General features: G+C 66.2%; 13 protein-coding genes and 3 pseudogenes. 9 read left to right on the forward strand and 7 right to left on the reverse strand.

Going from position 1 to position 14,337, the window contains the following annotated elements:
• Positions 1-257: 257 nt before the first annotated feature.
• Positions 258-521 carry a transposase gene (locus ACH499_RS33520; RefSeq protein WP_399020736.1) on the reverse strand — a complete coding sequence of 88 codons (264 nt, stop codon included), beginning with the start codon at positions 519-521 and terminating at the stop codon, positions 258-260.
• Here ACH499_RS33520 and ACH499_RS33525 point away from each other — a divergent pair.
• The 6 genes and pseudogenes from ACH499_RS33525 to ACH499_RS33550 all read left to right on the forward strand — a co-directional run.
• Positions 511-1,230, forward strand: a complete 720-nt coding sequence (locus ACH499_RS33525) for a hypothetical protein (protein ID WP_399020738.1) — start codon at positions 511-513, stop codon at positions 1,228-1,230. The two genes, ACH499_RS33520 and ACH499_RS33525, sit on opposite strands and share 11 nt — an antisense overlap.
• Positions 1,231-1,295: 65 nt before the next feature.
• A pseudogene (locus ACH499_RS33530) lies at positions 1,296-1,439 on the forward strand (IS5/IS1182 family transposase); the annotation flags it as partial.
• Between the two features lie 118 nt (positions 1,440-1,557).
• Positions 1,558-1,965 (forward strand): DUF6193 family natural product biosynthesis protein, encoded by a 408-nt coding sequence (locus ACH499_RS33535; protein WP_399020740.1) that lies wholly within the window; start codon positions 1,558-1,560, stop codon positions 1,963-1,965.
• 52 nt (positions 1,966-2,017) lie between these two features.
• A pseudogene (locus tag ACH499_RS33540) lies at positions 2,018-2,265 on the forward strand (IS5/IS1182 family transposase); the annotation flags it as partial.
• Positions 2,266-2,841: 576 nt separating this feature from the next.
• Entirely contained in the window at positions 2,842-3,522 is a 681-nt protein-coding gene (locus ACH499_RS33545; protein ID WP_399020742.1) for a hypothetical protein, read from the forward strand.
• A gap of 38 nt (positions 3,523-3,560) precedes the next feature.
• A pseudogene (locus ACH499_RS33550) lies at positions 3,561-3,991 on the forward strand (transposase family protein); the annotation flags it as partial.
• A gap of 282 nt (positions 3,992-4,273) precedes the next feature.
• Here the strand turns inward: ACH499_RS33550 and ACH499_RS33555 are convergent.
• Positions 4,274-4,576, reverse strand: coding sequence for a DUF4240 domain-containing protein (locus tag ACH499_RS33555; RefSeq protein ID WP_399020744.1), 303 nt, complete (start codon positions 4,574-4,576; stop codon positions 4,274-4,276).
• Between the two features lie 142 nt (positions 4,577-4,718).
• Positions 4,719-4,985: a hypothetical protein gene (locus ACH499_RS33560; RefSeq protein ID WP_399020746.1), complete on the reverse strand. Its 267-nt coding sequence runs from the start codon at positions 4,983-4,985 to the stop codon at positions 4,719-4,721.
• A 127-nt stretch (positions 4,986-5,112) separates the two neighbouring features.
• On the opposite strand from ACH499_RS33560, the gene ACH499_RS33565 reads away from it, so the two are divergent.
• From ACH499_RS33565 to ACH499_RS33575, 3 genes are read left to right on the forward strand one after another with little or no spacing between them, the layout of a single operon-like run.
• Positions 5,113-5,454, forward strand: coding sequence for a hypothetical protein (locus tag ACH499_RS33565; protein WP_399020747.1), 342 nt, complete (start codon positions 5,113-5,115; stop codon positions 5,452-5,454).
• 55 nt (positions 5,455-5,509) lie between these two features.
• On the forward strand, positions 5,510-6,001 hold the full coding sequence (locus tag ACH499_RS33570) for a hypothetical protein (RefSeq protein ID WP_399020750.1): 492 nt from the start codon (positions 5,510-5,512) through the stop codon (positions 5,999-6,001).
• Positions 5,998-8,670 carry a Helicase associated domain protein gene (locus tag ACH499_RS33575; protein WP_399020752.1) on the forward strand — a complete coding sequence of 891 codons (2,673 nt, stop codon included), beginning with the start codon at positions 5,998-6,000 and terminating at the stop codon, positions 8,668-8,670. The genes ACH499_RS33570 and ACH499_RS33575 overlap by 4 nt, the downstream gene beginning before the upstream one ends.
• A gap of 89 nt (positions 8,671-8,759) precedes the next feature.
• On the opposite strand, the gene ACH499_RS33580 is transcribed toward ACH499_RS33575, so the two are convergent.
• The 4 genes from ACH499_RS33580 to ACH499_RS33595 all read right to left on the reverse strand — a co-directional run bounded on the left by ACH499_RS33580 (position 8,760) and on the right by ACH499_RS33595 (position 14,116).
• The gene (locus ACH499_RS33580; RefSeq protein ID WP_399020754.1) at positions 8,760-9,251 is read right to left on the reverse strand and encodes a hypothetical protein; all 492 of its coding nucleotides are present in this window, start codon (positions 9,249-9,251) and stop codon (positions 8,760-8,762) included.
• Positions 9,248-10,735 carry an RNA-directed DNA polymerase gene (locus ACH499_RS33585; protein ID WP_399020756.1) on the reverse strand — a complete coding sequence of 496 codons (1,488 nt, stop codon included), beginning with the start codon at positions 10,733-10,735 and terminating at the stop codon, positions 9,248-9,250. The genes ACH499_RS33580 and ACH499_RS33585 overlap by 4 nt, the downstream gene beginning before the upstream one ends.
• A gap of 310 nt (positions 10,736-11,045) precedes the next feature.
• A complete protein-coding gene (locus ACH499_RS33590; protein WP_399020758.1) occupies positions 11,046-13,115 on the reverse strand; it encodes a Shedu anti-phage system protein SduA domain-containing protein in 2,070 nt (689 codons plus the stop codon).
• 233 nt (positions 13,116-13,348) lie between these two features.
• Positions 13,349-14,116 (reverse strand): Shedu anti-phage system protein SduA domain-containing protein, encoded by a 768-nt coding sequence (locus tag ACH499_RS33595; RefSeq protein ID WP_399020760.1) that lies wholly within the window; start codon positions 14,114-14,116, stop codon positions 13,349-13,351.
• Between the last annotated feature and the right edge of the window lie 221 nt (positions 14,117-14,337).

Here is a 14,337-nt window from a genome sequence, read left to right on the forward strand (position 1 = left end):
GCGGCACGCGGATGCATTTCAGCAGCGAGATGCCGTCATGGCGTTGGCCGGGAGTGATCAGGAGGGACAGGGCCAGCTTCGGCCGCTCAGGCGAGGTGGCTCTTGGTGGTCAGGCCTCCGCGTGATCGGCCGAGGGCCTGATCGTCCGGTTCGCCCGGCCGACGCATCCCCCATTTCGGCCGGTGGCGGCGGCATGCTGGTGAGCTCGCACGGTGGTGGAGTCGATTCCGACGAGCCAGTCGATGTCGCCGGCTGCATCAGCCTGGGCATGGATCTGTTGGAGTACCTGGGTGAAGACACCGCGCAACGCTGTAGCGACGGAAGCGGGTGTAGACCGTTTGCCATGGACCGTAGCGGTCGGGCAGGTCACGCCACGGCAGTCGGTTGCTGATCTTGTAGACCATCCCGTTGATGACCCGCCGGTCATACATCCTCGCCCGACCAAGGATTGTCCTGCCATGCACATGAGGTGGCAGGGGCAAGCGTGGGAGCAACAGCCATACTCGATGTGTGACGATCACGGATGTGGACGAGGTGCTGCCAGACCCATGGGATCTGCTGGCGGGGAACAATTGGGCTTCGCTCGAACATGCCCATGGGCCGGCCGCGGAAACCCCTGCCCTGCTGGCCGGACTGTTGGCGGACGACCCAGGCACACAGGCCAGGGCGTTGCGGCACCTCAACGACCCGCTGCATCACCAGAACACGATCTACTCCGCGACCGTGCCTGCGGCAGTCTATGTAGCGGCGATCCTCGGCGACCCGCGCACGGACACCGTTGTGGTCGACTGTGACGGCCGAGCCCTTGCGCTGCGCGCTGCCTTGCTGGACTGGGTGACGTCGGTGGCCATCGAGGTCGACAGCGAGGCAGAGGCCCACATGGCAGGCGTGGGGTTTTGCCTGGAGGAGTATCCAGAGTCCGTCCAGATCCGGGCACTGCGTCCCGGGCTCTTCCAGGATGTCTCAGCTTTCCTCCACGCTCCCGACCTGGCTGTTCGGGAAGCGGCCATTGCTGCGGCTGTTTCGCTCCTGGACGCCCCGGACCTTGTTCAGCAGCGTGCCCTTGTTACCCCACTGGTCCGTGATGTGTTGGTCTCCAGCGACAACCGTTCGTATCGCTTCATTGCCCGCCGCGGTCTCAAGTCGTGGGGAGAAGACACCGTGTTGCTGCCTGACGAGCAAGACTCGGATCCGTGGGCGGGCGGCTGCAACAGCGAACCGCCCTTTTGACCGCGATCTCCACGGCAAAGAGGGCGACCCCCCATCCTCAGCCGGCGTGATGCCGTGATCACGCAGTGGCTGGTGTGAACACGGCGTCCGAGCCTTCCTGGAAAGCCCCGTTCAGTGGGCTGCGCCCGCGCGGCTTCCACAAGCTGATCACCGCGTTACGCCGGGAAGGAGCGGACCCGACACTGCGGAACAACTCTCAGTCATGGCCGGCGGTACGAGCGGAGCGGGTAATCCCACTCCTGATCGCTGAGTTCCTGTCGGCCATCAGACCGTGATCTACCGGACGTGATCTTCGATGGTCGGGCAGCAGACCTGCACAATCACGGGATGACCAATACAGTCGAAGCAGCCTGGCACAAGATCCTGACCACTGCGGGCGAATCTCGCCAACCCGAAGAGTCGCCACTCTTCGCTCCGTTTGCCGAGCTGGTGCTGGTGGCGCATGCCGTGCCGCTGCTTCGTCAGCTCTACCCCTGGACCGGTATGTGGGAGCTGCACTTCAGCAGGTGCACGGAGAGCCGCTACACCTGGGACATTCCCTACATCGGCACACTGCGAGACGGCCGGTACTACGTCGAAGGGCCGAGCCGGACCAGCCCTCGAATCGCCGAGACGGACAGCGCACAAGCTGCAATAGCGATGGTCATCGATCACCTGCCACCACACTGCGGCCCGGCCTTCATCGGCAATGCAGAAGAACTGGTCGCCTACGAGAGGGCACAGGAGTTCCGCTGAGGCGGGAAAGGATGCTGGGGGCGGCACTCCGGGCCGGTGCGATGGTCCCGGCATGGCCGGTGTGATCACGGCGTCGGACCCATTCTGGACAGCCCCGTTCACCGGGCTGAGTCCGCGCACCTTCGGAAGTCGGTGACCGTGCTGCGGCGCAAGGATGCGGACGCAGTCCGCAAGGGCCGACCGTGAGCCTGTCCCTGGCGGACCGGGTCTTCTGGTCGCGGCGTACCGGCGCATCAACTTGACGACGCGCCAGCTTGCTCTGTCGGGGTGTCGAAGTCTACGGCGGACCGTGTGACCGACCAGCCCAGCAGCGGCTTGGTCACCGGCGCGGGCGCCTCACCGACCAGACGGACTTCCTCCGCGCTCCACACTCCGCTGTCCCCCAGCGCGTCACCCGCCGCCGTGATGATCACGCTCCCCGACGTGCCCAGCACCACGGTCGCCCCGCCGACGATGAAGCGCTGCATGTCGGATGGGCCTCCCGTGAGTGCCTCGATCTCTGTTTCTTCCACGAGCGTCCACAGTGCGGTCGCCGCAACCCCATCAGCCATGGGCTGCATTCTCGCCGCTGCGGCATCAATCCACAGTGAGCAGATGCAAGACAGGTCTTCGCATCGCCCCGGGGTGAGGCCGGGGCTGCGCGTCCCGGGTGGGTCAGCGGGCTGTCGGCCGCGGCGCTGCACTGCGGAGCGGGGCAGGTGGTTCGGTGGCCGACTTCGGAGCGTCCGCGTCCGCGTCCGCCCGCTGCGCAGGGCTAAAGGGCTGTCCCGTAAATGATCTACGGATGATGGGCGGTCTGACAGGAGCTCTGGTGGTCTGGCCCCTGCGGGTAGCGCCTACCATGCCGTCGTGACGCGCCCCTGGACGGTAAGAAGGATGGCCGATCAGTTCGTCGAGCTGCTCGGAACGGCTCCTGTCAGTGTCGATGGTGGCAAGCTGACGTTCGTCCGAGGAAGCCTGTGCACCACGCTTTCGATGTGGAAGGACCGCTACGGTCGGTCGGCCTTCGGCTGGGTGGTCTACACGGAGTACATCGATCTTTGTGAGCAGATGGACGGCTTCGGTGGCGTGGGCATCCGGATCGACCACCCCGCGCCGTCCGGCGACGCAAGTCCGTCCAGCATCCCTCCGGCCGCCTGCTATCCCTGGCCGGCGGGCAGCGCCCTGCTCCCCTCTGAGATCGCCGCCGGCGTCACTCGCCACGGGCTGCCCTCCCTGCGCTTCGTCCGCGACCCCCACGACCTGGGACTGCTGCTCCTGGCGGACACCCACATCCACCGGGACGGTGTCTGGTCGTTCACACCAGCCAACAACGAGCCGGGACGGCTGGCGAAGGCCATCCTTCTGGCTCGTCAGTGCGGTGATCAGGAACTGGAGCGGGCAGCTGCCGCCAAGCTGCGAAACCGCGGCGAGGAACCAGTTGCCCCTCACCCCGGCTACCTCTTCCGGCAGGCCGTCGCCGACTGGTCCAGGCAGTACGCCAAGGCCACCGGCATCGATCTCAGTGACATGGCCAAGCTCAAGCGGAAGCGCCCCCAATACCCCGAGATCTCGTAGCTCCACACGGCGCCGCCATACTCGGAGATGATCTCGCCGTGACCGGCGTGATCACGGCATCAGAGCCCCGCTGGATAAGCCCTTTCACCGGGCTGAGCCCGCAGCAGTTCAGCGTTCTCATCACCGCTCTGCGGAAGGAAGAGGTAGCCCCAGCACGCAAGGGACGACCATGGGGGTACCGCTGGAGGACCGCGTGCTGCTCGTCATCGCGTACTGGCGAACCAACCTCACCCTGCGCCAGCTCGCTCCGCTGTTCGGGACCTCGAAGTCGGCTGCCGACCGCATCATCGCCCACCACGGGCCCACCCTCGCTCTGCGCCAGCGCCAGTGGTTCCGCAAGGATGCCGTGCTGATCGTGGACGGCACCTTGGTTCCCACCCCCGACCACAGCATCGCCGAGCGCTCGAAGAACTACCGCTACTCCACCAACCACCAGGTCGTCATCGATACCGACACCCGGCTCGTCGTGCCGTGATCGGCCGTCGCCTGGGTTATGAGACACCGGCGAGACGGCGACCGTCACACGGAGGTTCCGGAACCTGCGGGCCCCCGTGTCAGTCAGCCTGGTCCAGAACCGAGATGGAGCGCGGCCAGCCGCGGCAGACGCCTGCGCATCTGCTGGGCATCTCCAAAGTCGAACGACTCGCCCATGCCTTTGCCGTCCTCCTCTTCGGTCGTGGCGCGAGCGTCGGTGTAGGCCTCCCATGCCTCCCTGGCCTCCCAAAAGGCGTCCGAGTCACCGATCAGTCGCTCATATGCCCTGGATTTCATCGAAGATGACGTCCTGGTCCCCGGCGGCGGCCGCGATACGCACGGCAGGATGCTCGGCGAGTGCGTCCGGGCAGGCAGCTGCCCGTTCGTACCACTCACGTCCGAGCGCCACCAGACCCGCCGTGAAGTCGCTGAACCGGTCATCGGAGCAGCCCCGGCCAATGAGGTAGGCGGCCGCCCATACGTCCCAGCGGTAGACCGCATCGCGCAGACGGGAGAAGCGGTGCTCGAAGGCGAGGATCTCTTCCGCGGGCACGGCCGACAGATGGTCGACGACGGCCACGTCGAGCGGCTTGGCGCTGTCCTTAGGCGGCCTCGAGCACACGCCAGAACGCTTCGGAATCCATGGCGGGCGGTCTGCCAGGGAGCTACGACAGCCTCCTCCGCACGGGCGCGGAGGTTAAAACTCAAGCTCAACTTGTCGTTCAACCTCGCCGCTCGATGAGACGGGCGAGTGATTCTGTGGGCCAGCAGAGCCACTGCAGGAGTGGGTCGGTGACCACGAAGTAGTGGACGCTGACCCACCCTCGCCTCTTGTCTAGGACCTGCGGGGCCTCATCGCGGTAGACGTAGCGGAGATAGCGGCGGCGAATCGGTGCTCCTGCTATCAGCAGTACTGGGGAGGCGACAAGGACGGCCAGCGGGATCAGGGTTCTCACGGCCGTGAGCTTGGTTCTCTCCTCATAAAGCATGCGCTCAGTGTGCTGGTCCTCCGGGTCGCTCGTCAGCCCCGGTACTTTTATGCAGGCAGCGGCTGATGACCTGGATACCGGTCGAGCTGAGCGCGTGGTGGTCGTCGACTTGGGGAGGAACGGGACTGTGGGCTGGTACGTGCTGGTGGAGCGGGTCAAGTACGGGGAGTGGAGCCTGCTGGACAAGATCTCCGTCGAAGGCGGAGAGGAGGAGGCCCTTGCCCGCGCTGAGGAGACCGCTCGTACCCGTCCCCCGTGGGGCCGTACCGCTTCCAGCCCATGCGGCCGGCTGGTCTTCCGCACGTCACCGACGAGCTGGCTGGTGGAACTGACCGAGTCGTCCTGGAGCAAGGGCGACAAGTCACCGACCACGTACACCGAGCACCTGAACGTCCGCGTGGCCGAACTCGTCCACGTGCAGGAGCTGGTCCCTGCCGAACCTCCCAGGAAGGGCCGCTTCGGCCGGTGAACGCATCGCGCTTCCTTGCCCCCGACACCGGCGGAAACTCCAGGCAGTGCGTGTGATGAATGATCGCGCGCCTTCGCCCCTCGGCCCGGACTCCCCGTACAGCGACGCCTCGATCTACGTGGACGCCGTGTCCGCCCCGCGGATCATGGGCCGGCTTCGAGACACCCTCGGCCTCCAGAACAACGGTCCAGAAGTGACCGTCGGGCCGGTGCACGTGACCGGCGAGCACAACGACTACGCCACCGGCCGGCACGCCCACCCCTCCGACTTCCTTCAGTGGCCGACCGTGCTGGAGTGCGAGACCCGGGCAGGAGCGCCCAACGAGGTGGTGCAGGCCGTCACCTCTGTGCTCGAAGCGCTGTGGCGTGCCGGCTTCAAAGCCGTAGCCGCCTGCGACTTCGAGGACGAACTGCCCGCACACGGCGGGATCGACCGGTATCCCTACCCCCGCCCCGCCTCTGCCTCTGCCTCTGCCTCTGGCGCGTCCGCAACCTCTTCGGGGTCGTGGTGGAGGCACCTGATGTCACCCGGGAAAACAAAAGGATGAGTTCTGTGATCAGCCTCCGGGAACATCAGGTGACCCAGAAAACGGCCATTCGGGAATGGGCCCGATTTTTTGCAAGATCGTCTGTGCCCCCACAGGGAGCCCGGGGCACGATCGTGTCCGCGACCGGATCCGGAAAGACGATCACGGCTGCAGCAAGCGCCTTGGAATGCTTCCCGGGCGGGCGGATCCTCGTGACCGTGCCCACCCTGGACCTGCTCGCACAGACCGCCCAGGCGTGGCGCCTGGTGGGCCACCGCGGCCCGATGGTGGCGGTGTGCTCGCTGGAGAACGACCCGGTCCTCAACGAGCTCGGGGTGCGCACCACCACGAATCCGATCCAGCTCGCCCTGTGGGCGGGAACCGGGCCCGTGGTTGTGTTCGCCACGTACGCGTCCCTCGTGGACCGAGAGGACCCAGAGGACCCGACGGGCCGGCAGACGGTTCGCGGGCCGCTGGAAGCCGCCCTGACGGGCGGGGAGCGGCTCTACGGCCAGCAGATGGCCCCATTCGATCTCGCCATCGTGGACGAAGCCCACTCAACCGCGGGTGATCTTGGTCGGCCGTGGGCGGCGATCCACGACAACCAGCGGATCCCCGCCGACTACCGGCTCTACCTCACCGCCACCCCACGCATCCTCGCCGCGCCCCAGCCGCGAAGGGGCGTGGAGGGCCAGGAGGTGGAGCTCGCGAGCATGGCCGACGACCCGGACGGCACCTTCGGGGCGTGGCTTCCCGGCGCCGAACTGGGGCTGTCGGAGGCCATCGAGTGGGGCATCCTCGCCGGGTTCGAGATCGACGTCCTGGAGATCCGCGACCCCTCCCCCATCGTCGGGGAGTCGGAGGAGGCGCGGCGTGGCCGGCGCCTGGCGCTGCTGCAGACCGCGCTGCTGGAGCACGCCGCGGCGTACAACCTGCGTACGGTCATGACGTTCCACCAGAGGGTCGAGGAGGCCGCCACGTTCGCGGAGAAGCTCCCGCAGACTGCAGCCGCGCTGTACGCGACCGAGATGTCGGCCGAGGATCTGGCGGCCGCGGGCGAGCTACCCGCGTCGTCGATCGGCGCGGCCTTCTACGAGCTGGAAGCCGGCCGGCACGTGCCGCCGGAGCGGGTGTGGTCCGCGTGGCTGTGCGGCGACCACCTCGTCACCGAACGACGCGAGGTCCTGCGCCAGTTCGCCAACGGCATCGACGCGGCCGGCCGCCGGGTCCACCGGGCGTTCCTCGCGAGCTGCCGCGTGCTCGGGGAAGGCGTCGACATCACCGGCGAGCGAGGAGTCGAAGCCGTGTGCTTCGCCGACACCCGCGGATCGCAGGTCGAGATCGTGCAGAACATCGGCCGCGCGCTCCGGCTGAACAAGGACGGCTCCACCAAGGTCGCTCGCATCATCGTGCCCGTCATCCTCGAGCCCGGCGAAGACCCCACCGACATGGTCGCCTCCGCGAGCTTCAAGCCGCTCGTCGCCGTCCTCCAAGGCCTGCGCTCGCATGACGAGCGCCTGGTCGAACAGCTCGCCTCCCGCGCCCTCACCAGCGGCAAACGCAAGACCCACATCCAACGCGACGAGGACGGGCGGATCATCGCAACCAGCGGGGAGATCGGGAGTGAGGACGAGGAGCAGGGCGACACCGACGCTGCTGCCGAGTCAGCCCTGCTCCACTTCTCCTCCCCCCGGGACGCGGCAACCATCGCGGCGTTCCTGCGCACCCGGGTCTACCAGCCGGAGTCGCTGGTCTGGCTCGAGGGCTATCGGGCCCTGCTGCGCTGGCGGAAGGAGAACGAGATCACCGGCCTCTACGCCGTCCCGTATGACGTAGAGACGGAAGTAGGGGCGACCAAGGCCTTTCCGCTGGGGCGATGGGTGCACCAACAGCGGAAAGCGCTACGGGCCGGGGAACTCGAACCGCGCCGCAAGAAGCTCCTCGACGCCCCCGAGGCAGGCATGGTCTGGGAGCCCAGCGAAGAAGCCTGGGAGACCAAGCTCGCCGTGCTCCGGTCCTACCGGCGCGCCACCGGGCACCTCGCACCCCGCCAGGACGCCGTCTGGGGCGAGAGCGAGACCGAGGGCCTCGTACCGGTGGGGCAGCTTCTGGCGAACCTGCGTCGCAAGGACGGTCTCGGCAAGAACCCCGAACGCGCGGAGACACGGGCCGCGCAGCTGACCTCGATTGACCCGGACTGGGACTGCCCCTGGCCACTGGACTGGCAACGCCACTACCGCCACCTCGCCCACCTCGCCGCCGACGAACCCGGCGGAGTACTGCCCGACATCGCCCCCGGCGTCCTCATGGACGGCGACGACATCGGACGATGGCTCCAACGGCAGACCCAGCCAGCCACCTGGAAACAGCTGTCGCCCGAACAGCAGGAACGGCTGACCAAGCTGGGCGTGCAACCCGCCCAGGCGCCGCCCCCCGCCCCCACGGCCAAGGGCCCGGCAAAGGGGCCGCCCAAGGCGCAGCGGGCGTTCCAGCGCGGGCTGGCCGCCCTCACACAGTGGGTCGAGCGAGAAGGCGTCCAGCGGCCCATCCCGCGGAAAGCGATCGAGGTTCTGCCCGACGGGACCGAGACGAAGCTCGGCGTATGGGTCTCCAACACACGTGCCAGACGCGACAAACTCACCGGCGAGCAACTTGACGCCCTGCGAGAGCTGGGAGTGCAGTGGGCCTGAGTTGAAGCCGCGAGGTTGACCGTCACCGGGTGAGAACACCGTAGGCCCGCGCCGGTGATCGGTGCAGGCCTGCGGCGGTGACGTTGGAGTTACTCAGCTGCGCCTTGCTCTATCCGCTTGCTGGCCTGGTCGAAGAACCGGTTCGGCAACGGGATGTCGTTGGCAGTGATCCTGATGTAGTCGGCGTTCAGCTCCCGGGCCCTCACAGACAGGTCCGCAGGATCGGCGTCGGGCGCCAAGAGGCCGAGTTCGGAATCCACCCGGTGCTTGAGCGCGGTGTAGGCCCGCGCGGAGGCCAGATAATCCGCGGCGTTCTTCTGGGAGCCGAGGAAGGAGGCAGTGGCGGCAACGGAGCCAGCGACGGCTGCGACCGCGCTGAATGGCCCCTTGATGCCTATGGCGTCGAGCAGTCCGGCCATGGCGGTGATGCAGGCCGGGATGAAGACCATCAGCCGCCCCCACAGTTCGGCGTTCTTCGCGGCCTCGAAGTAGCCCTGTGCGGTGTAGAGGCAGTTGCCCTTGATGCGCTCCAGTTCGGCGCGCACGGTGTCGATCTGCTGGAACGGCTGGGGCATGATCATCCGATCTTAGGGAGGGCTATGTTGGGTTCGGTGGCCAGGAATGTGCAAGTCCACAGAAGATGCGCGTAGGCGTCCTTGACCTCGCTGAGGTAGTCGCTCGTCAGATGCCCGGACTCGTACAGGCCCACGAGTAGCGCCCTCCGCACAGCGGGTATCTGCTCGCGCTCAAAACGGTTGCGAAGGATACGGGACTCGGCGAGGGAGGCATGCCTCCCGGCGCAGCGGGCGGCGACCTCGCGTGAGTAGTCCTGGCGGTTGCGGTCTTCCAGGACCATCCACGCGGCCTCTTTCGTCTTCGCTGGGCTGTCCTGCGTGCTCAGGAAATAGCGCAGGATGCGCTGTTCGGTGAAGGGGAATGACGCACTGGCCCCCCGGTCGATGAACCGTGCCAGACGGCCGGTGATCTCGCGCTCCCGCGAACGGCCGGTGACGGCGAGGTAGCGAAAGACCTCGGTGACGGCGTGGGGGGTGCGCTCCAGGCTTTCCAGACACCAACTGACTGCGTAGTCATCGCCGAGCTCGCTCATGCGATTCAGGACGAATCGGGTCTTCGTGCCGCTGAACGTGCCTTCCTTGTCCAAGGACTCGAACTCTTCCCTGATCTTGTCCCGTGATCCGGGGATCCCGTTCTTGACGGCATATTTCAGGGAGCTGTAGCGGGTGTCGAGCTCTTCGGCCAGGCCCTCTTCCGGGTCCAGAATCCGGGTCTTGGCTGCGGCGATGGTCAGACCCATCCCGCGCAGAAGCCGGGTGATCTCTATGAGCACATCACGCAGGGCCGTTCGATCCCGGTGGAAGATGCGGATGTCGTCCGAGTAGCGCGCGAACGGGAGCGACGCCCGCGCCAGAAACGCGTCTATCGGCATCAGGACCAGGTTCGCGAGGATGCCAGAGGCGTTTGGGCCCTGGGGCAGTCCGCGGGCGTCGGTGATGGACTGGAAGCGATTTAAGAAGGCCGCCAGATCCTCGCCCGGGCTCTCGTCGCCGTCCAGGTCGTACAGGCTCTCGACGAGGGATCCGATGTCGATGTGCTCGTAGAAGGCGGAGACGTCGGTGTGCGCGATGCGCAGCGCGGGATTGAGGCGCAGGGTCTTGCGGGTGCTCTCCTTCATCCGTCCCCAGCAGGCCGACCACGGTACGGGCCGGGCCATGCGGTGCCACCACTTGTAGCCGTAGACGTAGGGGTGAAGCTGCCGGTCGATCCGGGGAGCGATGCGGTAGACCATGGCCTCGTAGATGATCCGGTCACGCGGGTCGAAGTGAGCGAGCGGCCTAACCGCGGTCTCGTTCTTGGGGAAATCGTGGATCTGGGCCCCCCTGGGGCCAGTGTCGCCGGAGCGGATCAGGCGTTCCAGCGTCGCACGGTAGCCTCGATCCCACTGATGGACGATGTCCTGGTAGCCGATGACGTCGGGAAGTTCCGCGAAAGGCTCGTCACCGATAAGCAGGTCTTTGGCCTTGCTCAGCCGGTCTGCCAGACTCATACGGCCCCCTCCGCACATGACACGCCCCGCAGGAGAGTATCCGTACGGGTCCTGCGACTCGCCCGTACGGCGGGCCACGGCATCGTCCGCGGCTCCGCCGGCGCCGTGGGCGCGAGCGGCACCGCGTGGATCGTCTGGTGGATCCAGCAGCGCTGACCCGGCGCACCCGCTGATCCCACATCCTCAGACCTGGTGGTCCCGGTCCAAGCCGGAGCCACCAGCGGCTCACCCCCGTACGACGGTCACCACACGCGGACCGCCGTACGTACTGGACACACCCACAGGCCAACCAGGCAGGTGGATGGGAGCCTTAGCGATCTTCGACGATGAAGCACGCCCGCTGGTAGAGCTCGTCGAACGTGATGATCTCGACGTCCTGGATCGATGTCCGGTATAGCTCGAAGGAGTTGATCTTCTCCGGGTTCACGGCGCCGTTATCGGTGAACTCGCGCAGGCTCCCGATCACCACCACCTGCCGGGGCCGGGTGGTGGAGAGTTCGACGCCGGTCGGGGTGCCGTCGTCGTCGTAGATGCGGGTGAGGAACTCGCGGGAGATGAGTTGCTGGGCCTTGCTGACCGTCTTCTGCACCTGCGCCACTCCGCCGCCCAGTTCTTTCGATGCCTGGTAAACGCCCGCACGGTATGGGGTCTTGGCGAGCAGCTCCGTGTCGTGGGTCTTGATTTCGCAGAAGAGCATGCTGCTGATCAGGCCCTTGGAACGCATGATGGCGTCGATGCGTTTCCCTGCTCCGCCGAATATGTTGGCACCGGTGGTGATGCGTTCCAGTTTGCCGTCGTCGATGGATTCGCAGGCGATGAGGTTGAGCCCGTAGCCGAAGATCCACTGGTTCGCCTCGAAGAAGGCCTGCCAGACCGCCTCCGCCCCGCGCGTCGTCGCACGGCTCTCCTCCAGCTGGAAGTAGTCCGGATCGTCCAGCAGCCGCTTGAACTTCTGGAGCTGCTCTCTGCGGTTGCTGATCAGCCGGATGTCCTCCTCGGTGAGCCCGCCGCCGATCGCGGTCCTGACCGCACCGAGAACCATCGTTCGGTCCTGGCCGGTCAGCAGCTGGGCCAGCTGGACTCCGTCTCCGGCCATGAGCTGGAGGGAGCCGCCGGGCGTGCTCAGCCCGGCGCAGCCCTGGAGAAAGTTGATGACCTTCCAGAAGTTCTCGTGGACATCCCCGGTGTCGACGAGCGCTTTGACGGACCGGGTGGCCACGGTGTCGGGCACCGTCTGCGTGGCGGAGACCTCCCCCGCCTTCTTCTTGTCCTTCTTCCACAGCTTGATCCTCGGCGTGAAGATGCCGTCCTTCTTGATGATGGTGACATTGCACAGGGTGGCTACCCTGGGCCGGTCGTCGAGGACGAAGTCGGTGATCATCCGGCATGCGCGGGTGTCGTAGAGGTAGTGAAACCCGTTGCTGTCCTGCGAGGCACGGATCTCCAGATCGGCAAAGTCCCTGCGGGTGACGTCGAACTCGGTAGTGGAGAAGGAGAGGCGGAGACCGCGAACGATGGGGGTAGCGGGTGCCGCAGCCTCGGTCCGCCAGTCCGGGGAGATGTTGGGCAATGGCCGGGTATCGCCTTCGACCACAAGGTTCTGAACGTCGGTGCGTCCGAGCTGGCCGAGCAGGGGCTGCAGTGTCCGCCAGATCGCCTCCTCCGTCTCCGGGGTGCAGGTGGGCTGGAGTTCGCGCTCCACGGTCAGGACCGCCGCGTAGGTGTCCGCCGTCCAACCGTCACCAGGCATGGGGTGGAAGAAGCCGCCGTCGCGGCGCAGGGTCAGGACAGCCGTGCGTAACAGGTCACGCGCGGGCGCCTCGCCGGCGCAGTCCAGAAGGCTGTAAGTCTGCCCGAGGACCAGATCGAGCTTGCCCGTGTCGTCGTCGTTCAGCGGCAGCGGGACCAGCGGTCCCGTGGGCGGAAGCCGGACCGGCGTGTAGACAGGGCGGCCCGAGAGGAACTCGTACGAACGCAGGCCCCACCCGTCCGGTGCCAGCAGCCGGTTCAGCTCCTCAACCTGCTTCATCGCCTCCTCGACACCAGCCGCGACCTCGGGATGGACGGTTCGCGCAAGGAAGGCGAGCAGCACCTCGTCCGGCCCGTCGGAGAGCTCCAACCGGGGATCCTCAAAGATCCAGTCGTCGTCCAAGTCGTCGTTGTTGATCCGGTGCTGCTGGATGTCAGCGCGGACAGTCGGGAGCCGGCCGTTCTCGGACGCAGGTCGGTCCAGGTCGTAGAGGCCCTCCAGGAACGTGACCTCGTCCAGTTTCCCCCACCAGGGGCTCGATATCTTGCGCAGATAGCTGAAGATGTCGTGCCGCGTCACCGTCGTGATCGATGGCTGCGAGTGTGCCGAGGCGGGGTCACTGGACGTCATGTGTCTCAGGATGAAGGGCAGGGCGGCCACGTACCTACCGATCGGCATTTTTCGCCGCCGAACCGTTCTACCAGCGCGAGCGGCACCGGGGAGGCAGGTCGAACGGATTGTCGCCGGCACGGGACGCACACGGCCATCCTGGAGCGGCTCACCGAGAAGAAGGGTTTTGTCGCTATCTTCAGGATCATCCGGTTAGCGAGGAACACGCGAACTGAGACACCCTGCTTCGGGGGTTACTCCCGACCGACCGGCATGAAGTAGGTGTGCTCCGAGAGAGCTACTTGTCGCCAGTACTTCCAGCGCTCGGCGATGTACGCCCTCCTCTCCTCACTCATGAGATCCGTGCGAGACAGCACCGGTGATGGGTCTTTGATAACCACAGCCAGGTCCGTCATGCTGAGGCCGGTCGTGAAGGTGGGCGGTAGCGAGTCGAGACGCCACCCATCGACCTCGCGGGTGAGGGTTGCGTAGTCGCCAGCCTCCTGCTCGGCAGTCAGCTGGTCGTACGTGAAGTAGTGCTCGTGGCTCCGCAGCATGTGGTCACGCTTCCGCCTCATGTAGCTGAAGTCGGTGTGCGGAGACGATGCCGCACGGAACTCGGCGTCGCGTCCATACACGAGGACGAACTGCGGCTCGATGGGACGGTTCACGTACTGGGGAGCAACGTACGTCTTGGCGAAAGTGAGCTGGTTCTCTGGAGAGTCGAACCAGACCTTCCACTCAGTCAGCTGATCGATCGCCTGGGTCAAGGAGGCGGTCGGTGTCCTCGTACTTGGGTTGAACCACGCTTTCTCAGGACTCTCGATCTCGATGCAGATAGGCCGAACAGCACCTGTGTCGAGTCTCACCCACATGAAGTCGGGTACACGAGTCGGGCCGAGCCCCTGCAGCGGAGGCTGTCTGATCATCGCGCTGAATGAGGGCCCGTGATGCCCTCCAGGCCCGACATTGCCTGCCGCGCCAGGAAGCAGACAGGGGTGGAGCTCCAAGAACTTCTGCACCTGTCGCTCACTGGGCGAGCTCGCCAGCAAATGCTTCCACCGAGAGACAAGGGAGGTTGCGTACGTCTCCCAGGTCGTTGCCTGGGGACGTTCCGGGCGCGTATCCAACTCGGCATGGCGAATGGTGTCCACCACAGCAGTATGGGTGGCGATGCGCGGTCGAGTACCAGAAACAGTGACAGACAGCCATCTTAAGCAACCGACTCTCGTCGCACGGACGA

This window comes from Streptomyces sp. NPDC018947 (genome assembly GCF_044390505.1).
Classification (GTDB): Bacteria; Actinomycetota; Actinomycetes; order Streptomycetales; family Streptomycetaceae; genus Streptomyces.